Raw genomic sequence first — 20,294 nt, forward strand, 5'->3', positions numbered from 1 at the left:
GGGAGGGGAATGAATGCACAAGAATTGGCAAATAAAATTCTAAATACCCCCTTAATTAATGAACAAGATACATTAAAACAGGCTACAAGAGGGGTTGTAGATTATTTTGCCTCTTCACTCCAAGCTAAAAATCAAGTTGAATTACAACAATTTAAAGATTGGATTATGCTAGAGGGAGGAAATAAGAAGGCATGGTTAATTGGACAAAAACAGTTAGTGACCGCAAGACAGGCGGCCTTATTTAACGGTTTTCAAGCACATTACTTAGATTATGATGATGTGCATGCGACTGTACGTGGACACCCTTCATCTGTGATTTTAAGTGCGCTTTTTGCCAGCATTGATAAAAGTATACAGATAATTGACAGTAGGCGTTTTTTAACTGCTTATGTTATTGGTGTAGAGGTTATGGCTCGTTTGGGGCAGATACTAAATCCTAAACTCTATATCAGGGGATGGCATAGCACAATCACTTTAGGAGGAATTGCCGCAACTTGTGCTATAGGCTATTTACACCAATATTTTTTTCTATCTGATGCTATCTCATTGGCTGCAACACAATCGTCAGGAATGCGTTTTGTATTTGGTTCTCCTATTAAGGCTTTACATGCAGGAATTGCTGCACAAAATGCGATTCAATCTATTGATTGGATTAAAACAAGCTTGTCTTTACCACAAAATCCATTTGATGAAAAAATTGGTTTTTTTATGTTATTTGGAGACCAATGTTCGGTTGAAGACTGGGGATATGATTGGGAGAAAAATTGGCAAATTCATCAGCTTTGGTTTAAAAATTATCCTTATTGTTCAGCCGCAGCAGGAATTGCTGATATTTCTTATAAGTTAAGAAATAAGATTTCAAATATAAGTGATATTCTTCAAATTGAGATTTGTTTTTATGTTAACTCAGATGCTGCATTAATTTATCAAAAAGTAGATATTGCTAGCCAGGGAAAATTTTCTGCAGAATATATTTTAGCTTCAATTTTGCTAAATAAAAAATTGGATTTTCAACATTTTGAGCAGTCTCAAGTTGAACCATGTATTTGCGAGGTTATGTCTAAAATTCATCGAACTTATCAAAATAATGAAGTAAATCCTAAAAAAGTGAAAATTAGAGTACAGTTAAAAAATGGGGCTATTTTAGAGGCTAGTTCTAATTTTCCAAAAGGAAGTCCTATGAACCCTTATTCCAATACTCAATTAAAAGAGAAACTTGAGTTAGCTATAGGTAATAATTCCTTATCTCAGCAACTTTATCAAGATATTAGCAATTTAAAAAATGGAATTAATATTCAGGATTTTATTCAAGCTTATCAATCAATATTATGAGATGTAATATGGAAAAATTAAATCAATTGACACAACAATATCAAATCTTGGCAGATTTTTTACGTCAATTTCGTCAAGAACGCCATCAATATCCAGAGCTTTCCAATGAAGAATTTGAAACAACGGCGAAAATTAGGGAAGTTTTAGAAAAACATCATATTGATATTTTACCATTTCCACTTCAAACAGGATTAGTGGCAGAGATTAAAGGCCTTAAAGCTGGAAAAACCGTAATGCTGCGTGCAGATATAGATGCATTACCAATAGAGGAAGAATCAGGTGTTGAATTTAGCTCAAAAAAAGTTGGTATTATGCATGCCTGTGGACATGATTTTCATATGTCAGCTGCACTTGGTGCTGCAATTTTATTAAAACAGCATCAAAATGAATTAGAGGGGACTGTTAGAGTATTGTTTCAGGCTGCAGAAGAAACAGGTTTAGGTGCATTGAACGTATTAAAGTCTGGTGCTTTACAAAATGTAGATGCTATTTTTGGTTTACATAATGATCCCACGTTGCCTGTAGGTACAGTAGGTACCAAGTCACATGCATTAACAGCAGGAGTGGATCGTTTTGAAATTCGTATTTTAGCAAAGGGAGCTCATGCGGCTCGCCCAGAGGATGGTAAAGATCCCATAGTAGTACTTGCTCAGATTATTAGTGTTGTTCAAACTATTATCAGTCGAAATATTCCGGCTAATGAAAATGCGGTTATTTCCATAACTCATATTGAAAGTGGTAATACTTGGAACGTCATCCCTGACAATGCTTATTTAGAAGGAACTGTTCGAAGTTTTAATGCGAATGTAAGAACTCAGATTGAACAGCGTTTACGTATGTTATTGCAAGGCATTGCGACTGCGTTTGATGTTGAAATAGAACTAGATTGGCATGCTGGCCCGCCTTCTGTAAATAATGATGAGCAGTTGGTTCCTTTTGTTTTAAATGTAGCAGGTGCTATTGGATTTGAGACTAAAATTGTGGAAGCAAGTCCCATTGGCGAAGACTTTGCTTTTTATCAAGTAGAAGTGCCAGGTGTATTTGTTATGATAGGTTCAGGTGGGCCTTATGCATTACATCACCCTAAATTCCGTGTAGATGATAGGGTGTTGTTTCCAACCGCTTATTACTTATATGAGTTAGCAAAAGAATTTTTAGCGAAATGACTCGTTTATCTCTATAATACGATAAATTGTCATAATTAAGTAAGAGATAAGTAGCATGGGAACGATTATTACTGTTGATGGTCCGAGCGGTGCTGGGAAGGGGACGCTTTGTTACGCTTTAGCTGAAAAGCTAGGTTATGCGTTGTTGGATAGTGGAGCGATTTATCGTGTTACAGCATTAGCAGCATTACAACGTAAAACTGATTTAACAAATGAGTCGGCGCTAGCTGAATTAGCTCGTCACTTAGATATTCAATTTATTCCTCAAAATGGCGAGGTGAATATTTTGCTTGCTGGCATGAATGTAAGCCATTTAATTCGCACTCAAGAAGTCGCTGATGCCGCATCTAAAGTCGCTGTGTTTCCAGAAGTGCGGTCAGCTTTGCTACAACTTCAGCAAGATTTTGCGAAAAATGATGGATTAATTGCTGATGGTAGAGATATGGGCACTGTGGTATTTCCAAATGCTCAAGTGAAGTTATTTTTAGATGCGAGTGCTGAAGAACGTGCAAAAAGACGTTATAAACAGTTGCAAAATAAAGGAATAAATGGTAACTTTGAGCAGATTTTAGCCGAGATAAAAGAGCGTGATTTTCGTGATAGAAATCGAGAGGTTGCGCCTCTAAAACCGGCTTATGATGCTCTGTTATTGGATAGCACAACGTTGAGTATTGGTGAAGTTATTGATCAGGCGTTAGCTTATATTCAAGAAAAGGTATCAGTTTCGATTTAACTGTTTGTTCAAGGAAGAATAAACATTTATCCTCAACCCCGCATTTTATGGATTTTAATGTGGATGTTATTAACTTAAATTAAGAAGATTATTTATATGTCAGAATCTTTTGCTCAACTTTTTGAAGAATCATTAAAAGGCCTTGAAACTCGTCAAGGTTCAATCGTTAGCGGTACTGTAGTAGCTATCCAAAAAGGCTTTGTGCTTGTTGATGCAGGTTTAAAATCTGAGTCTGCAATCCCAGTTGCTGAATTCTTAAATGCACAAGGCGAACTTGAAATCCAAGTTGGCGATACTGTAAATGTTGCATTAGATGCAGTTGAAGATGGTTTCGGCGAAACTAAACTTTCTCGTGAGAAAGCTGTTCGTCACGAATCTTGGATTGAATTAGAAAAAGCTTACGAAGAAAAAGCGACCGTTATCGGTTTAATCAACGGCAAAGTGAAAGGTGGCTTCACAGTTGAGTTAAACGGTGTTCGTGCATTCTTACCAGGTTCTTTAGTTGATACTCGTCCAGCGCGTGAAGCAGATCATTTACTTGGTAAAGAATTAGAATTCAAAGTAATCAAATTAGATCAAAAACGTAACAACGTTGTTGTTTCTCGTCGTGCAGTGATTGAATCTGAAAACAGCCAAGAACGTGAACAAGTATTAGAAAACCTTGTTGAAGGTTCAGAAGTTAAAGGTATCGTTAAAAACTTAACTGAGTACGGTGCATTCGTTGATCTTGGCGGTGTTGACGGTTTATTACATATCACAGATATGGCTTGGAAACGTGTTAAACATCCAAGCGAAATCGTGAATGTTGGCGATGAAGTTACTGTTAAAGTATTAAAATTTGATAAAGATCGTACTCGTGTATCTTTAGGCTTAAAACAATTAGGTCAAGATCCATGGGCCGCAATTGCTGAAAATCACCCAGTAAACAGCAAATTGACTGGTAAAGTGACCAACTTAACAGACTATGGTTGTTTCGTTGAGATCTTAGATGGCGTTGAAGGTTTAGTTCACGTTTCTGAAATGGATTGGACTAACAAAAATATCCATCCATCTAAAGTTGTTAGCTTAGGCGATACTGTAGAAGTAATGGTATTAGAAATTGATGAAGAACGTCGTCGTATTTCTTTAGGCTTAAAACAATGCAAAGCTAACCCATGGACTCAATTTGCTGAAACTCACAATAAAGGCGATAAAGTAACTGGTAAAATCAAGTCTATCACTGATTTCGGTATCTTCATCGGTCTTGAAGGTGGTATCGATGGTTTAGTTCACTTATCTGATATTTCTTGGAATGTATCAGGTGAAGAAGCAGTTCGTAACTACAAAAAAGGTGACGAAGTTTCTGCAGTAGTATTAGCAGTTGATGCAGTGAAAGAGCGCATCTCTTTAGGTATCAAACAACTTGAAGAAGATCCATTCAATAACTTCGTAGCAATTAACAAAAAAGGTGCTGTAGTATCAGCAACAGTAGTTGAAGCAGATGCAAAAGGTGCTAAAGTTGAATTAGCGGGCGGCGTTGAAGGTTATATTCGCGCAGCTGATTTAACAAATGAAGTTACTGCAGGTGACGTAGTTGAAGCTAAATACACTGGTGTAGATCGTAAATCTCGTATCGTTCACTTATCAGTGAAAGCAAAAGATCAAGCTGAAGAAGCTGCAGCAGTTGCAAATGTGAATAACAAACAAGAAGAAGTTGCTATTCCAAACGCAATGGCTGAAGCATTTAAAGCAGCTAAAGGTGAATAATTAATTTACATAATAAGGCTGGGCTCATGTCCAGCCTTATTTGTTAGGGCTTATTGCTAATGTATTGAAATAATGTATTAGCAATAGATCTTAATTTGAATAATATGAGGGGAGAAAAGACGATGACTAAATCAGAACTTATCGAAAAATTATCAGAAAAGCATCCAATGTTACCTCTGAAAATGATTGAAAATTTTGTAAAAGATATTCTTGAGTTTATGTCTCAGTCTCTCGAAAATGGTGATCGTATTGAAATTCGTGGGTTTGGTAGTTTTTCGTTACATTATCGTCAGCCTCGTTTAGGACGTAATCCCAAAACAGGTGATTCAGTAAAATTAGATGAGAAATCAGTGCCACATTTCAAGGCGGGTAAAGAATTAAAAGAACGAGTAAATTGTTTATAGTTCATTAGTACAAACGGCGCGTAAGTGTCGTTTTTTATTAGAAAGTTTGGCATAATAGTGGCGTAAGTTGAGAGGGGAATTATGATTAAGTATATTTTAGGTTTTGTGATTGTTATTGCTATTGTACTTGTTGCGATTACTGTTGGAGCCAATAACGATCAAATAATAATCTTTAACTATATTGTGGCAGAAAGTCAGCTTCAACTTTCTACACTTGTCGCAATTTTATTTGGTTTTGGGTTAATTCTTGGTTGGTTAATTAGTGGATTTTTCTATTTAAAATTAAAATTCAAGAATATAGTTTTAGCGCGCCAAGTTAAACGTCAAACATTACAACTTCATGAATTAACGACTACCCGCGATAAGGCTGTCTAATGCTAGAATTACTCTTTCTACTATTGCCTATCGCTGCAGCCTATGGTTGGTACATGGGGCAGCGTAGTGTAAAGAAAGATCAAGATGACATTAGTAATAAACTCTCCCGAGATTATGTTACGGGGGTAAACTTCTTACTTTCCAATCAAACTGATAAGGCTGTAGATCTATTTTTGAATATGCTACAAAAGCAAGAAGCCGAAAATGAAATCGAAAGCCACTCCCAATTTGAAGCTGAACTGACTCTTGGCAATCTATTCCGTTCTAGAGGCGAAGTTGATCGTGCTCTTCGCATTCATCAGGCTTTAGATCGTAGCCAAAATTATACTTTTGAACAAAAACTGCTCGCTAAGCAGCAGCTTGCTCGAGATTTTATGACGGTTGGTTTTTTTGACCGAGCTGAAAGTCTTTATATTTTACTAGTGGATGAACCTGAATTTGCAGAAAATGCTTTGCAGCAACTTTTAGTGATTTATCAGAAAACTAAAGAATGGAAAAAAGCGGTTAATATTGCTGAAAAACTCGCAAAAATCAAACCACAAGAGAATAATATTGAACTTGCGCAATGTTATTGTGAATATTCACAAAGTTTAGAGCCTGAAAGTGTGGTCGAAAAATGCAGTATTTTACAAAAGGCTTTGTTGGTTTCTCCTTCTTGTGTCCGTGCTTCTTTATTACTCGCAAATTTAGAAATGCTTGAAGGTCAATATCAACAAGCAGCAAAAATACTAGAAAATGTTTTGGAGCAAAATCCAGATTATACGGGTGAAATTTTGTCACCTTTAAAACATTGTTATGAAGAATTAAATCAGTTAGATAACTTTGAGTTATTCTTAATTCGTGCTGGCCAAATTACTAATAATGATGAGGTAGAGTTAGCCCTAGTTAAATTAATTGAAGAAAAAGATGGAAAACCTGCTGCTCAAGCTAAGCTTTATCAGCAACTCACGAAAAAGCCAAGTACTTTAATTTTCCATCGTTTTATGCAGTATCAAATTGATGAGGCAGAAGACGGACGTGGAAAAGAAAGTCTAATTTTATTACATAAAATGGTGGGGGAACGAATTAAGCAAACGTCAGCTTATCGTTGTACAAATTGTGGTTATCAAATTCACAAGTTGTTGTGGAATTGTCCATCTTGCCGTCAATGGGAAAGTATTAAACCAGTTTCAAGTCAAGAACATAATTAATTGATACTCTGTGAGGTAACATTATGACAAACAAAATTATTGTGGCATTGGATTATGAGAAAGAATCAGATGCTCTTGCTTTAGTTGATCAAATTGATCCGAGTTTGTGTCGATTAAAAGTGGGTAAAGAAATGTTTACTACACTTGGTATTAATTTTGTAAAACAATTACATCAACGTAATTTCGATGTTTTCTTAGATCTTAAATATCATGATATTCCAAATACGGTAGCAAGAGCGGTCCGATCTGCTGCTGATTTGGGGGTATGGATGGTCGATTTGCACGCCAGCGGTGGGCTACGAATGATGGAAGAAGCTAAGAGAATTCTTGAACCTTATGGGAAAGATGCGCCATTGCTTATTGCTGTGACGGTATTAACCAGTATGGAAGATTTGGATTTATTACAAATTGGGATTAATGCATCGCTAATGGAACAAGTTTTACGCTTAGCTCATTTAACCCAACGCGCAGGCTTGGATGGGGTAGTTTGTTCTCCGCAAGAGGTTAAAATTTTACGTAACGCTTGTGGAGAAGACTTTAAATTAGTGACCCCAGGTATTCGTCCAATTGGGGCTGATTTTGGTGATCAGAGACGAGTGATGATTCCTACTGCTGCGATTCGTGCTGGTTCAGATTATTTAGTAATAGGGCGTCCTATTACTAAAGCTGATAATCCAGTAGAGGTTCTTCGTTCTATTAACGCGTCTATTAGGTAAGAGAATGATGTCAGATTCTATTTTAGTGTATTCAACTGATGTGGGGCGAATTAAAGAGGAAAAGGTTTCCTTAGTGCGCCCAAAAGGAGACGGTGTTGTACGTATCCAAAAACAAACAAGTGGTAGAAAAGGTGCTGGAGTATCGGTTATAACTGGTTTAGATTTATCTGATGAGGAATTGAAAAAATTAGCGGCTGAATTAAAAAAACGTTGTGGATGTGGTGGCTCAGTTAAAAATGGAATGATTGAGATTCAAGGCGAAAAGCGTGATTTGCTCAAGCAATTGTTAGAGCAAAAAGGGTTTACCGTTAAATTATCAGGTGGATGATTAAAAAGGCGCATTAGCGCCTTTTTTGTTAAAGATTTAAAATTTCTTTAACGAAAGGAATCGTAAGATTTCTTTGTGCTTGCAACGAGGCTTTATCTAGTAGATCAAGTGCTTCAAATAATGTGTGCATATCTCGAGCTAATCGTGTAAGTAAAAAATTAGCCGTCTCATCGGGTAATTGAATTCCTCGTTGATAAGCGTTATGTTGTAGCACACTAATTTTTTGCTCGTCAGTTAAGGAATTTAATTGATAAATTTCCCCCCAAGTCAAGCGAGAGTTCAAATCAGGCAATTTTACAGAAAGTGCAGAAGGCGATTTATCTGAACTAATAAGCAAAAGCGTTTTTCCGCTCGCTTTAATTCGATTGAATAGATCAAAAAGAGCTAATTCCCATTCGTCATTGCCGATCACGGCTTGTATATCATCTAGACACACTAATTCTTGCTGTTCTAGATTTTCAAGAACCGCGGTAGAAAAATATTGAGATTTTCTGAGCGGTACATAAATAGCAGTACGTTGATTGATTAAATATTCGTTACTGAATGCTCTAAGCAGATGAGTTTTTCCAGAACCTTTATTTCCCCAAATATAGAAAAACTGTTGTTTTAACTCAGATGAATTTTTGCGTAAAGAATCGAGCAATAAAAGATTATTATCGCTGTAAAAGTTTTCTAATGTGGCATCATCAATTTGATGAATAGGTAAGGGAAGCTGCTTATTCAAATATTTATATATTACAGATTATAAGTAAGAAAAGGGCTAAATTGGGATTTAACCCTTTTAAAATAACTCTTATTCTACTTCATTTTTTGCTTTCGGTAAAACAAGGTTTAAGATGATAGCAACAACTGCGCATAAGCTGATACCTTTTAGTGATACATTGCCCACATCTACAAACATATTGCCGATACCAAATGTCATGACGACAGAAATAATACACAGATTACGTGCTTCGGTAACATCAACTTTTCCACGAATTAAAGTGCTCATGCCCACCACTGCAATTGAACCGAAAACAAGCATCATAATTCCTCCCATTACAATAGTTGGAATTGTTGATAGGAAGGCGCCTACTTTTCCACAGAATGAAATTGCAATAGCCCAAACGGCAGCCCATGTCATAATATTAGGATTGAAATTTCGGGTTAACATTACGGCACCAGTTACCTCAGAATAAGTTGTATTTGGTGGGCCACCCACTAAAGATGCAGCTGCAGTTGCTAAGCTATCGCCTAATAAAGTGCGGTGTAATCCTGGTTTTTTTAAAAAGTCTTTACCGGTAACTGAGCTGATCGCCATAATACCGCCAACGTGTTCTACCGCCGGTGCAATAGCAATTGGCAACATATAAAGAATAGCTTCTAGGTTAAATTCAGGCGCAGTTAATTTTGGTAAGCTAAACCAAGGCGCATCAATCACTGGTTGGAAATTAATTAAACCAAGGAATAAGCATAAAATATAGCCCGCAGTAATACCAAACATAATTGGGATGAGTTTCATCAATCCTTTGGCAAAGACTGCTACAGATAAAGTAGTGAGGAGTGTTACCATTGAAACTAATATAGCGTCGTTATAAGCATAAACACTGTTTTTGCCTAATGACATATCAACTGCCACAGGGGCAAGCCCCATCCCAATAATAATAATCACTGGGCCTACAACAATCGGTGGGAAAATGCGTTGTAATGCTTCAGTTCCACGTAATTTTACCAATATACTTAGTGCTAAATATACAAGACCCGCCGATGCTAATCCCCCCATAGTGGTTGCAATCCCCCATGTTTGAATACCATATTGAATCGGTGCGATAAAGGCAAAAGATGAGGCTAAGAAAATAGGAACTTGTTTGCCAGTGCAAAGTTGGAAGAGTAGGGTGCCAACGCCAGCAGTTAATAATGCTGTATTGGAATCAAGACCAGTAATTAATGGTACAAGAACGAGCGCACCAAATGCGACGAAGAGCATTTGTAGGCCAACAAAAGATTGTTTAAGTTTACTCTGGTTTTCTACCACGGAAGAATTTTGATGTGTCATTTAGTTTCAACTCTCTGTTTGAATTAACTGAAAGTGCGGTCAATATATTTTTAATATTTCATGCACCGAAAAAAGACGGCATGAATACCGTCTTTTGTTTTGGGATTATTTAGTCCCAAAAATTTTATCACCCGCGTCACCGAGACCCGGAATAATGTAACCATGTTCATTTAGGTGGCTATCAATAGAAGCACAGTAAAGTTCAATGTCGGGATGTGCCGCTTCAAGAGCCTTAATACCTTCTGGCGCAGCGACTAAAACTAATACTTTAATATGCTTACAACTTTTTGCTTTTAAAAGATCAAGGGTAGCAATCATAGAACCGCCCGTTGCAAGCATCGGATCAACAACAATGGCAAGGCGCTCTTCTAAATCGCTAGCTAATTTTTGGAAGTAAGGGACTGGTTCAAGGGTTTCTTCATTACGGTAGATCCCCACAACACTGATGCGTGCGCTTGGTACATGTTCAAGTACACCATCCATCATACCTAAACCTGCACGTAAAATTGGGACAACCGTTACTTTTTTACCTTTAATTCGGTCGATTTCTACTGGGCCATTCCAACCGTTGATCGTTACTTTTTCAGTTTCTAAATCTGACGTTGCTTCGTAGGTTAATAGGCTACCGATTTCTGTTGCCAGTTCACGGAATTTTTTTGTATCAATCTCAGCTTCACGCATCACACCTAATTTGTGTTTAACAAGTGGGTGTTTTACTTCAACCAGTTTCATGTTTACTCTCCTTTTGGCATTTAAAAAACAAATTGACGAATTCTAGATTAAAAAAAAGAAAAAAGGTAGCAATTTATGAAAATATTTTAAAGAATACCAAGAATGGAATAGGGACAGCGATAATAATTTGGATAGGCTATAAGCAAAAAGTCCGCAAAATGCGGACTTTTTCATTATCTTTATTTGTCAGATTTACCCAAGTTATCAAAGAATTTTTTCACACCGTCCAAAAATCCTGAAGATTTTGGAGCATGTTTACTTAAATCTTTACCTTGTAAACTTTCCTCAAGTTTTTGAAGTAATTCTTTTTGTTCGCTGGTTAAATTAACGGGTGTTTCTACCACAATACGGCAAATCAAATCGCCCGCATAGCCACTACGTGTCGATGCGACACCTTTGCCTCGCATGCGGAATAATTTTCCCGTTTGCGTTTCAGCTGGGATTTTAAGTTTCACTCGGCCATCTAAGGTCGGTACTTCAATTTCACCGCCAAGCGCTGCCGTAGCAAAGCTAATTGGTACTTCACAATATAAGTTGTTACCGTCACGTTCAAAAATATTATGTTCTCTCACGTGAATCACAACATATAAGTCTCCAGCTGGCGCGCCATTTTCACCCGCAGCACCTTTGCCTGCTAAGCGAAGTTGATTGCCCGTATCTACACCTGCAGGAATTTTTACTGAAAGATTTTCTTTCTTATGCACACGCCCTTCACCATGACAGCTGCGACAAGGTTTTTCAATTTTCTTACCACTACCATGACAAGTTGGACAAACACTTTCAGATACAAAGAAGCCTTGTTGACGACGAATTCGACCAGAACCGTGGCAATGCGGACAAGTTTCCACTTTAGAACCTTTTTCAGCCCCAGAACCACCACAGCTATCACAATGTGCAAGGGTGTTAATTTGAATATCTTTAGTTGTACCTTTTACGGCTTCTTCTAAAGTGATTTCTAAGTCATAGCGTAAGTCTTCGCCACGAACAACGCGCTGACGACCACGGCCACCGCCACCAAAAATATCGCCAAAGATATCACCAAACATATCACCAAAATCAGCACCACCAAAGCCGCCACCGAAACCACCTGCGCCACCACCTTGTTCAAAGGCTGCATGACCATATTGATCATAAGCTGCGCGTTTTTGATCGTCGCCTAATACTTCATAAGCTTCATTAATTTCTTTAAATTTTTCTTCCGCTTCTTTACTGCCTTGGTTTTTATCCGGATGATGTTTAGACGCTAAACGTTTATACGCACGTTTAATATCATTCTCACTCGCCCCTTTTTTCAATCCAAGGACTTCGTAGTAATCTTTTTTTGCCATAGTGTTTCCGTATTTTTATTTGCAAATATTTTGTCATTTCTGACCGCTTACATTTGCTATTTTTAGCAATGTGGGCAAATTGAAATGTAAATATCCACTTTTCCATTTGGATAATATTTCTCAAAATCCACTTTATAAGCGCGTTTTAATAAGCCTTGCTTTTCTTTATTCCAAATGCGTTGCCACGTTTGAACTACTGATTCATAAGTCGTGGGGAAGATTTCATACCAAGTCAGATCTTCAATTTCAATGGTTGAAAAACTGCCTTTAGGTTTACTTTCTTGAGCAACAGCAACATCATAATAGCCCGTAAAATCCGATTCGTAATTCAGATAAACACCATAATAAGGGGCATTTTGAGGCAATTTTACAAAATTATTCTGCCAAAGCTGTCCAATCTTTTCAGCAGGATTTTCCTTTGTGTTATGCGTACGAATTGTAGCAAGTGGATAAAGTGTAAGTGGCATAACTATTCCTTAAATTTACAAAACTCTGGGTAAATTTGACCGCTTATAACATATTCCCCTCTTTAGCAAAGAGGGGCGGGGGAAGATTTGGCAGAAGTAAATTTAGCTCATAAGAAAATTTGATATCGCTATCAAATCTCCCCTACCCCCTCTTTTCTAAAGAGGGGGATCATTTATATACGCCAAAAGGGCGTGTTTCCACGCCCCCTGTTTATGCTAAGAAGAGCGGTGAATTATTTATTATCTTTCACTTCTTCAAATTCCGCATCTACCACACCATCATCTTTTGCTGATGATTGTTGTGGTTGCTCGCAACCAGCTTGTTGAGCTTTTGCTTGAGCTGCTTGCATTAATGGTTCAGAGGCTTTAATTACCGCTTCAATTTTCGCTTCAATTTCTGCTTTATCTTCACCTTTTGCTACTGTTTCAAGCTCAGCGACTGCAGCTTCAATTTTCTCTTTATCTGCAGCACTCAATGCGTCGCCAGCTTCTGCAATTTGTTTACGTGTTGCGTGAGCAATGCCATCTGCTTGATTACGCGCTTGAACAACTTCTTCAAATTTACGGTCTGCATCAGCATTTGCTTCTGCATCACGTACCATTTGTTGAATTTCTTCATCAGATAAACCGGATGATGCTTGAATACGAATTTGTTGCTCTTTACCCGTATTTTTATCTTTTGCAGATACGTTGATTACGCCGTTTGCATCGATATCAAATGTTACTTCAATTTGTGGCATACCACGTGGTGCAGGATTAATACCTTCTAGATTGAATTGACCTAGAGATTTATTGTCTGATGCACGTTTACGTTCACCTTGAAGAACGTGAATGGTTACCGCACTTTGGTTATCTTCCGCTGTTGAGAATACTTGCGATTTTTTGGTTGGAATCGTTGTGTTTTTCTCAATTAAAGTGGTCATCACACCACCCATGGTTTCGATACCAAGTGATAACGGAGTAACGTCTAATAAAAGGACGTCTTTCACATCACCTTTTAATACACCACCTTGAACTGCCGCACCGATTGCCACCGCTTCATCAGGGTTAACATCTTTACGAGCTTCTTTACCAAAGAACTCTGCAACTTTTTGTTGAACAAGTGGCATACGAGTTTGGCCACCCACAAGGATAATATCGTGAATTTCACTCACGCTTTTACCTGCATCTTTTAATACAGCTTTCAAAGACTCAATTGAGCTTGCCACTAAATCTTCTACTAATGCTTCTAATTTTGCACGAGTTATATTTAATGCTAAGTGTTTAGGGCCTGTCGCATCTGCAGTGATATAAGGTAAGTTTACTTCAGTAGATTGCGCTGATGAAAGTTCAATTTTTGCTTTCTCTGCTGCTTCTTTTACGCGTTGTAATGCCATTGGGTCATTACGTAAATCGATGTTTTGTTCTTTTTTGAACTCATCAATAATGTAATCAATTACACGGTTATCGAAGTCTTCACCACCTAAGTGAGTGTTACCACCAGTTGCTAACACTTCGAAAGTTTGTTCACCATCAAAGTTATCAATTTCGATGATTGAAATATCGAATGTACCACCACCTAAGTCGTAAACCGCGATCACTTGGTTTTCTTTGCTTGAACCTAAACCAAACGCCAACGCAGCAGCTGTTGGTTCGTTGATGATACGTTTTACATCTAAGCCTGCAATTTTACCTGCATCGATAGTTGCTTGACGTTGTGCATCGTTAAAATATGCAGGAACCGTAATTACTGCTTCTGTTACAGATTCACCCAAGAAATCTTCTGCGGTTTTTTTCATTTTTTTCAATACTTCAGCAGAGATTTGTGGTGGTGCTAACTTATCACCTTTTACATTTACCCAAGCATCACCGTTGTCAGCACGAGTAATTTCGAAAGGCATAATTTTAATATCACGTTGAACTTCTTCGCTTTCAAAACGACGACCAATTAAACGTTTAATAGCAAATAATGTATTTTTTGGGTTAGTGATTGCTTGACGTTTTGCTGGCTGACCGACTAAGGTTTCATTATCTGTATAAGCAATAATTGAAGGGGTAGTACGTGCGCCTTCTGCATTTTCAATTACGCGCGCTTTGTCGCCGTCCATTACAGCTACACAAGAGTTTGTTGTACCTAAGTCAATACCAATAATTTTTCCCATTTTGTACTCCTAGTAAAAATTTTAAAATTCGGGGGGGGAGGGCTTTTAGACCCATTTATTACGAATTGTAAGATGTGGATATTCTTTCGCATTTCAAGAGAAAATTTTAAAAATTTTTTATTTCTTAAAGTGCGGTGATTTCCGTTCTTGTTTTCAAGATAAGTCTCAAATGGTGAACTTCAAGGGGAAAACAAAAATTTTCAGGCAAGAAAAAGGGATTTGTGATAAATTTGGCGAAAATTTTTACTTTAAAATAGGAAAGAAATAAATGAAAAAATCAAAAATTGCTGCAGGCATAGTCGTTGCTCTTGCTGCCGTTTGGTGTACAGGTGCATGGTTTACAGGGAAAAAAGCTGAGGACGAATATTTACATCAGCTAAAACAGTTAAATCAACTATTTGCCAAAACAGATGTATTAGAAGAAAGTAAAATTTTTTATAAAAATATAAAATTTGATAGAGGATTATTTGCGTCTCATATTCAAGATCAAATAGAAATTCACAAGGCAAATGAAACGATCATTATTCCTTTATCATCAACGCTTTATCACGGGCCTTTGCCGCTTGATCGTGTGGCGAAACTGAATTTCGTTCCAACCATTTTTTCAAGCCAAACCTTGTTAGGAAAAAATGCAACAACTCAGGTACTCTTTGATATCACAAAATCAGAGAAACCGTTACAACTAAATGTCGCAATGAATTATTCATTAAGCGGTAATGCGGAATTAAAACTTGCATCGGGACAATATCACAATGAGCAATCCAAGGCTGATTTTGATTGGTCAAATGTCGTATTAAATGTTGATTTAGACAAAAATGAACCAAGCAATTATACGCTATCTGTAGATGCATTTAATTCAAATGACCCTAATCGTGCAGTTTCAACGGCTTCATCAATTAAAATAAAAGATCTTGTCGTACAAGGCTCACTACAAAGCACAAAATGGCCATTTATTTATAGTGGAAATATCAATAGTAAAATAGGCTATTTTGAGCAAAATACCGAATCTGCAGAGACTGGGGAAAAATTCTCTCTTATTCAGAAAAACAGCCAAGCAAATTTAACTACACAAGTTCAGGGTGATACAGTAAATATCATCAATAAAACAAATCTGGATGAATTACATATTAACGGTAACAACTTAGGTAAAGTGACCAATAATGTAGAATTCAACCATATTGATGGCAACGCATTACAAGAACTTTTAAATATTTTAGTTGCAATAGGCAAAGCCGACTCAGATACGCCGTTATCTAAAGCATTGGTGCAAAAATTACAACAAGCAGGCATGACCATTGCAAATAATCAGCCTCAAATTAAATTTGCCCCTCTTTCTATTTCTGACGAAAAAGGTAAAGTGGCATTGGATGTAAATATTGCTTTAGTGCCAAACCCTAAATTTGATTTAATGCGCAGCGGCTTATACAAACAATTCAAAGATTTTTCGATCAATTTTGATGTGAATAAAGAAACTGCAATTTCATTATTATCTAAATTTACACCAGAAAACCAAAAGCAAGATTTAGTTCACCGATTTGATGAATTAGTTGTTGATGGTGAAGTGAATGGCATTATCGTAAACACGGACAAAACCGTCACATTAACGCTTGCTTTAGAAAATAACGAATTGAAACTAAACGGTAAGCCAATTCCAGAAGAACAGTTGAAAATGGTACTCTTTATGCTTGCAATGGGGGGATTTGGGAGATAATTTTTAGAAACCAAAAGGAAATCTGACAGTATGCTTTCACATCTGTCAGATTAACTCTTGTAATTAATGAATATGCTTTGAATTCAATTACTTACAAAGTCCGATTGTATTACTGAAAACATCACAATTTCCTTTAGTTGTACCACCATCAATTGGGGTACATCTTGGTGCAGCGCTCAATCCAAAGCTAAAGAATCCGCCCCCTAAAATGGTACAGTTATGTTTTTTACCTTTAATTATTGCATTATAAGTAGTTTCTGAAAAACCATGAGAAATGTTAGAAACTTGTACTTGATTTTGATCATAACCAAATTCAAAAGAGGTTTTTCTTTCAAGTGTTGACTGACCAACACAACCAGAAAGAATAATTGTAGAGAGAGATAATAATGCTAATTTTTTCATAAGATTTTCCTTATTTTTGGTTAATAAAAGATTTAAAACGTTTTCTCAAACAACATATTCACATTCTTCTGTGTGTAAGAATACATTTCTGGAATATTACTATCTTGTTTACGCCAGCTTAGTTGGAGTTTTGGTGTAATTCCCCAAATATGCCAGTCACGTTTCCATAGAGATAAATTCACGCCATAAATTTTATCTTCTCGACGTTTTCCAAAAGAAAGCCAATTGATATTACCGAGTTTGGCAATATCTTTAAATTCACGTTTCATTATGGATAAGCCAAGACGTGAGGAAATTCCCCAATTCCATTCTTGTCCCCAACCTAAACGTAGGCTTTTACTGTCTGAACCATATTGACGAACCTTCGTTCTTTCTGCCATGAAATCAGAACCGAGGTAGAAAAACTGTTTTGGTGTTCTTGCCCACAGTAAGGTCGCGGAAATCAGTTTGTTATTACCGTTTTGTGATGTACTGTCTAAATAACGTTGTTTTGAAAACTCTCCTGCTGTAGAAAGTTGCCAGTTCGGGCTTAACCAACGAGAAAATTCCCCCCTTGCCCCATTAGACCAACGGTAACTTTCGCCGCCATACCAACGTTTTTCATAAAAGGGTTTAATACGGAAATTTTGCTTTGCGGTTTTATGTGCATAGCCAATAAAAGTGCGGTTGGAAATATCATCAAATTCATGATTATCCCAATAACTCTTACCCCCAAACTCATTGCCCACCGTGAGATAATGAGAACCCCATAAATTGAAATCTCTGGAAATATCGAGTGAGTACGCCAAGCCATGGGCCGTTTGTGGCATCATTGATTCAGAACGCGTTAAGGTGCCACCATTATTTAATACGACCGTTTTGCCTTCGCCGACATTGTTAACATTGGTATCACGTACATAATTAAAAGAAAAATCCACATTCCAGCTGTCACGTTCTTTTAAAGCCTCTAAATAAGCATCCATTAAATGCTTAACTTGAGGCGGTAAATCCTCTGCGGTTTGCGCTTTTTCAAATTGGTCTTTGGCGGCTCCATCTTGTTTTTGATTGAATAAAGCGATAGCCAGTTCAATTCGTACAGGGTTTAAATTTGGATTTTTTGCCAGTATTTCACGGTAATGCTCAATAGCTACAGTATAGTTTTCTGTTAGCGCAGCCAATTTTCCTTCCGCAAAGCGTTCCATAATCGGGTCACGATTTGGAAAAGTGCGGTAAATTTCCAGCAATTTTTTAATCATTTTTGGATTTCTGGCATAAATGGCACGGCTTAATAATTCGTGGGTTAAAGCTGGGTTTTGTTTAAGTTGCTCAAGGGTAATTTGAATTTGTTCGGCTTGTTCTGTACCTAACTGCGGTAAATTTTGTTCGCGTTTTTCAAGTTTGGCGACATTAATTTGTGGTCAAGTTCGGTTTTGAACTGAGGTTCGTTAATATTCTGTGTGATATTTGCTATAGGTGTTTGAGCTAAGACAAACATTGGGAATATGGTGACGAGCGAAAAAGTTATTTTTTTCATAAGAATAAATTTTGGAACTTAAGGCTGATTTTAGCTTACAGTTTAAGATAGGTTAGATAGAATGGCGGACTAAAGTCCGCCAATGAGCCATAATTATTTAAGTTGTCCACCAAAGACAGCATCATAACCAATAACTTCGGTGTTTTCAGAGGCAACATCGCTTCTGAGAACACTACCTGCATGAATCTTAACGTCACCCACAACCTCTTTGTAATTATTAGCGGAAGAAACTGAATAATCACCACTTACGCCTTGCAATGTAGCAATACCTTTAGCACTACCATATTCAAAGTCAGTTGCTAGTAATTTAACTTCACCTACAGTATTACTGTTAATTGAACCCGATACCATGAACTTATCATTTGTAGAATTATGCTTTACATTAAGTGTGACTTTACCATCATTTTTCACGATTTCTTTTATATCACCGGCCCCTTCAACTGTAATTTTAGCAATTACATCGCCTGAATATACTCCCTCAAATTGATCAACATCACTATTTTTTTTAGCTACATAAAAAGAATCTGATGAACCTAGTTCCGTCAATTCACTTAGTTTTTTGTTAGAAAAAAATCCATAGGTTGAATATGGTTGATTGATAAAATGATAATATAAACCATTAATAAAAACATTATTGTCTAATGAATAAGTTTCATCTTTGTCTAACCCAGTAAATTCTCCCGTAGAATAATTAGATAATTTGTTAAAATTAATTATCCCAGCACCAACACCGTGTGAACCAGTGATGTGTCTGTCGATTCCATCCTTAAGACCAGAAACGATAGAAGCAATAGAAGTATCTGAAAAATCAATATAACGCCATTCTTTGCCGTTTGCTAAAGTCGCCTCTTTTTTAAAATTAAATTTAGCAGCTTCAACTGGTTTAATCGCTTCAACTGGTTTAGTCGCTTCAACTGGTTTAGTCGCTTCAACTGGTTTAGTCGCTTCAACTGGTTTAGTCGCTTCAGCTGGTTTAGTCGCTTCAGCTGGTTTAGTCACCTTAACCGGTTGAGCGCCATCATGAGATGAATTAGAAGAACAAGCCACAGCACCCAATGAAACTAAAATCGCAAGTGCGGTTGTTTTAAAGTTTGGTTTCATAATTTTTTTCCTTTTGAATTGAATAAAAAATAGAGGAATGCTTTTATTGGAACAAGAGACTTTATAAATGAAAAATCTATTTATAAAAACACCAATAAAAACTTTCCCATTCTAAAAAAAAAAAAAAGCAAGCTAAAATGATTAAAAAATAAAAAATTTTTATTTCTTTCTGATAATTTAGGCGGATTGACAAAATAGAGAGGAGAAAAAGAAAAATAAGGAGAGAAAAATCCCCCTGAGTACTAGAAAGTACGTTTATCAAGGGGAAAAATATGAATGTTATTTTAACCGCTCTTCTAAATACCCGTCATAATCAGGTACTTCAATTTCCACATCTTGTTCAAATAAAACTGAAGTTAACATGAAATCTGCGGAGCTTTGATTAATGGCAACAGGGATATTCCACACTGTTGCAATACGCATGAGGGCTTTCACATCGGGATCATGTGGTGCGGCATTCATTGGATCCCAAAAGAAGATCATCATGTCGATTTTCTTTTCTGCGATTAATCCACCAAGTTGTTGGTCGCCGCCCATCGGACCACTTAATAAAGATTGAATGCTTAAACCTGTTTCTCGTTCTAAAATATGCCCTGTCGTACCTGTTGCATAAAGTATATGGGGCTTAAGTGCATCTTTGTGTTTTTGCGTCCAATTCAGTAAATTTTTTTTGCAGCTATCATGAGCCACAAGTGCAATACGTTTGTGTTGAGTGAGCGTTCGAGTTGTTATATGCATGATTGATTCCTTTTTGAAATAAGTTTGAAAAACTTTAAAGCAAAGCCCTATAGAATGCAATGTTTTACTTATGATTTTAATAGGCTTTACAAAAGGCGAGAAAAATTACCGCACTTTCAAAAGATTACCGATTAAC

20 protein-coding genes are annotated in these 20,294 nt (G+C 36.9%); 10 read left to right on the forward strand and 10 right to left on the reverse strand.

All coding sequences use genetic code 11. The features are described from left to right. Nucleotides 1-9 precede the first annotated feature (9 nt). The 9 genes from KP712_RS01330 (at nucleotide 10) to yciH (ending at nucleotide 7,990) form a co-directional block, all read left to right on the forward strand. Nucleotides 10-1,332, forward strand: a complete 1,323-nt coding sequence (locus KP712_RS01330; protein ID WP_048954072.1) for an MmgE/PrpD family protein — start codon at nucleotides 10-12, stop codon at nucleotides 1,330-1,332. A gap of 8 nt (nucleotides 1,333-1,340) precedes the next feature. Beyond that, nucleotides 1,341-2,498 carry an amidohydrolase gene (locus KP712_RS01335; RefSeq protein ID WP_048954071.1) on the forward strand — a complete coding sequence of 386 codons (1,158 nt, stop codon included), beginning with the start codon at nucleotides 1,341-1,343 and terminating at the stop codon, nucleotides 2,496-2,498. A 55-nt stretch (nucleotides 2,499-2,553) separates the two neighbouring features. Beyond that, entirely contained in the window at nucleotides 2,554-3,231 is a 678-nt protein-coding gene (cmk, locus tag KP712_RS01340; protein ID WP_048954070.1) for a (d)CMP kinase, read from the forward strand. A gap of 96 nt (nucleotides 3,232-3,327) precedes the next feature. Then, the gene (gene rpsA, locus KP712_RS01345) at nucleotides 3,328-4,977 is read left to right on the forward strand and encodes a 30S ribosomal protein S1 (protein WP_048954069.1); all 1,650 of its coding nucleotides are present in this window, start codon (nucleotides 3,328-3,330) and stop codon (nucleotides 4,975-4,977) included. Nucleotides 4,978-5,099: 122 nt separating this feature from the next. Further along, nucleotides 5,100-5,381, forward strand: coding sequence for an integration host factor subunit beta (locus tag KP712_RS01350; protein WP_048954068.1), 282 nt, complete (start codon nucleotides 5,100-5,102; stop codon nucleotides 5,379-5,381). Between the two features lie 81 nt (nucleotides 5,382-5,462). Then, a complete protein-coding gene (locus KP712_RS01355) occupies nucleotides 5,463-5,756 on the forward strand; it encodes a LapA family protein (RefSeq protein WP_048954067.1) in 294 nt (97 codons plus the stop codon). After that, nucleotides 5,756-6,946, forward strand: a complete 1,191-nt coding sequence (gene lapB, locus KP712_RS01360; protein ID WP_048954066.1) for a lipopolysaccharide assembly protein LapB — start codon at nucleotides 5,756-5,758, stop codon at nucleotides 6,944-6,946. The genes KP712_RS01355 and lapB overlap by 1 nt, the downstream gene beginning before the upstream one ends. A gap of 23 nt (nucleotides 6,947-6,969) precedes the next feature. Continuing rightward, nucleotides 6,970-7,662: an orotidine-5'-phosphate decarboxylase gene (gene pyrF, locus KP712_RS01365; protein WP_048954065.1), complete on the forward strand. Its 693-nt coding sequence runs from the start codon at nucleotides 6,970-6,972 to the stop codon at nucleotides 7,660-7,662. Nucleotides 7,663-7,669: 7 nt separating this feature from the next. Continuing rightward, nucleotides 7,670-7,990 carry a stress response translation initiation inhibitor YciH gene (gene yciH, locus KP712_RS01370; RefSeq protein WP_048954308.1) on the forward strand — a complete coding sequence of 107 codons (321 nt, stop codon included), beginning with the start codon at nucleotides 7,670-7,672 and terminating at the stop codon, nucleotides 7,988-7,990. Nucleotides 7,991-8,018: 28 nt separating this feature from the next. On the opposite strand, the gene hda is transcribed toward yciH, so the two are convergent. From hda to dnaK, 6 genes are all read right to left on the reverse strand, one after another. Then, nucleotides 8,019-8,714, reverse strand: coding sequence for a DnaA regulatory inactivator Hda (gene hda, locus KP712_RS01375; RefSeq protein WP_048954064.1), 696 nt, complete (start codon nucleotides 8,712-8,714; stop codon nucleotides 8,019-8,021). Between the two features lie 69 nt (nucleotides 8,715-8,783). Next, entirely contained in the window at nucleotides 8,784-10,025 is a 1,242-nt protein-coding gene (locus KP712_RS01380) for an NCS2 family protein (RefSeq protein WP_140449797.1), read from the reverse strand. 105 nt (nucleotides 10,026-10,130) lie between these two features. Continuing rightward, entirely contained in the window at nucleotides 10,131-10,757 is a 627-nt protein-coding gene (upp, locus tag KP712_RS01385) for a uracil phosphoribosyltransferase (protein ID WP_215770476.1), read from the reverse strand. Between the two features lie 179 nt (nucleotides 10,758-10,936). Then, the gene (gene dnaJ, locus KP712_RS01390) at nucleotides 10,937-12,085 is read right to left on the reverse strand and encodes a molecular chaperone DnaJ (protein ID WP_048954062.1); all 1,149 of its coding nucleotides are present in this window, start codon (nucleotides 12,083-12,085) and stop codon (nucleotides 10,937-10,939) included. 62 nt (nucleotides 12,086-12,147) lie between these two features. Continuing rightward, entirely contained in the window at nucleotides 12,148-12,552 is a 405-nt protein-coding gene (locus tag KP712_RS01395; RefSeq protein WP_048954061.1) for a GyrI-like domain-containing protein, read from the reverse strand. A 233-nt stretch (nucleotides 12,553-12,785) separates the two neighbouring features. Then, nucleotides 12,786-14,693, reverse strand: coding sequence for a molecular chaperone DnaK (gene dnaK, locus KP712_RS01400; protein WP_048954060.1), 1,908 nt, complete (start codon nucleotides 14,691-14,693; stop codon nucleotides 12,786-12,788). A gap of 268 nt (nucleotides 14,694-14,961) precedes the next feature. Here dnaK and KP712_RS01405 point away from each other — a divergent pair, with 268 nt between their 5' ends. Further along, a complete protein-coding gene (locus KP712_RS01405) occupies nucleotides 14,962-16,404 on the forward strand; it encodes a YdgA family protein (RefSeq protein WP_215770477.1) in 1,443 nt (480 codons plus the stop codon). An 87-nt stretch (nucleotides 16,405-16,491) separates the two neighbouring features. On the opposite strand, the gene KP712_RS01410 is transcribed toward KP712_RS01405, so the two are convergent. The 4 genes from KP712_RS01410 to mgsA form a co-directional block, all read right to left on the reverse strand. Continuing rightward, complete coding sequence (locus tag KP712_RS01410; RefSeq protein WP_215770478.1) at nucleotides 16,492-16,806, reverse strand: hypothetical protein; 315 nt, start codon at nucleotides 16,804-16,806, stop codon at nucleotides 16,492-16,494. A gap of 32 nt (nucleotides 16,807-16,838) precedes the next feature. Beyond that, a complete protein-coding gene (locus tag KP712_RS01415) occupies nucleotides 16,839-17,987 on the reverse strand; it encodes a surface lipoprotein assembly modifier (RefSeq protein WP_252346397.1) in 1,149 nt (382 codons plus the stop codon). 425 nt (nucleotides 17,988-18,412) lie between these two features. After that, nucleotides 18,413-19,420, reverse strand: coding sequence for a DUF1388 domain-containing protein (locus KP712_RS01420; RefSeq protein ID WP_215770479.1), 1,008 nt, complete (start codon nucleotides 19,418-19,420; stop codon nucleotides 18,413-18,415). Nucleotides 19,421-19,699: 279 nt separating this feature from the next. Beyond that, on the reverse strand, nucleotides 19,700-20,158 hold the full coding sequence (mgsA, locus tag KP712_RS01425) for a methylglyoxal synthase (protein WP_215770480.1): 459 nt from the start codon (nucleotides 20,156-20,158) through the stop codon (nucleotides 19,700-19,702). Nucleotides 20,159-20,294 lie beyond the last annotated feature (136 nt).

Origin of the sequence: Haemophilus sp. SZY H68 (genome assembly GCF_018829685.1) — a bacterium.
GTDB lineage: Bacteria > Pseudomonadota > Gammaproteobacteria > Enterobacterales > Pasteurellaceae > Haemophilus > Haemophilus haemolyticus_K.

Coding starts and splice junctions, on each gene's coding strand:
- dnaK (WP_048954060.1), bottom strand. CDS start 14,693: ATGGGAAAAATTATTGGTATTGACTTAGGTACAACAAACTCTTGTGTA.
- mgsA (WP_215770480.1), bottom strand. CDS start 20,158: ATGCATATAACAACTCGAACGCTCACTCAACACAAACGTATTGCACTT.
- yciH (WP_048954308.1), top strand. CDS start 7,670: ATGTCAGATTCTATTTTAGTGTATTCAACTGATGTGGGGCGAATTAAA.
- KP712_RS01330 (WP_048954072.1), top strand. CDS start 10: ATGAATGCACAAGAATTGGCAAATAAAATTCTAAATACCCCCTTAATT.
- KP712_RS01335 (WP_048954071.1), top strand. CDS start 1,341: ATGGAAAAATTAAATCAATTGACACAACAATATCAAATCTTGGCAGAT.
- KP712_RS01355 (WP_048954067.1), top strand. CDS start 5,463: ATGATTAAGTATATTTTAGGTTTTGTGATTGTTATTGCTATTGTACTT.
- KP712_RS01410 (WP_215770478.1), bottom strand. CDS start 16,806: ATGAAAAAATTAGCATTATTATCTCTCTCTACAATTATTCTTTCTGGT.
- upp (WP_215770476.1), bottom strand. CDS start 10,757: ATGAAACTGGTTGAAGTAAAACACCCACTTGTTAAACACAAATTAGGT.
- KP712_RS01380 (WP_140449797.1), bottom strand. CDS start 10,025: ATGACACATCAAAATTCTTCCGTGGTAGAAAACCAGAGTAAACTTAAA.
- lapB (WP_048954066.1), top strand. CDS start 5,756: ATGCTAGAATTACTCTTTCTACTATTGCCTATCGCTGCAGCCTATGGT.
- KP712_RS01395 (WP_048954061.1), bottom strand. CDS start 12,552: ATGCCACTTACACTTTATCCACTTGCTACAATTCGTACGCATAACACA.
- cmk (WP_048954070.1), top strand. CDS start 2,554: ATGGGAACGATTATTACTGTTGATGGTCCGAGCGGTGCTGGGAAGGGG.
- KP712_RS01415 (WP_252346397.1), bottom strand. CDS start 17,987: ATGGAACGCTTTGCGGAAGGAAAATTGGCTGCGCTAACAGAAAACTAT.
- rpsA (WP_048954069.1), top strand. CDS start 3,328: ATGTCAGAATCTTTTGCTCAACTTTTTGAAGAATCATTAAAAGGCCTT.
- KP712_RS01420 (WP_215770479.1), bottom strand. CDS start 19,420: ATGAAACCAAACTTTAAAACAACCGCACTTGCGATTTTAGTTTCATTG.
- KP712_RS01350 (WP_048954068.1), top strand. CDS start 5,100: ATGACTAAATCAGAACTTATCGAAAAATTATCAGAAAAGCATCCAATG.
- KP712_RS01405 (WP_215770477.1), top strand. CDS start 14,962: ATGAAAAAATCAAAAATTGCTGCAGGCATAGTCGTTGCTCTTGCTGCC.
- dnaJ (WP_048954062.1), bottom strand. CDS start 12,085: ATGGCAAAAAAAGATTACTACGAAGTCCTTGGATTGAAAAAAGGGGCG.
- pyrF (WP_048954065.1), top strand. CDS start 6,970: ATGACAAACAAAATTATTGTGGCATTGGATTATGAGAAAGAATCAGAT.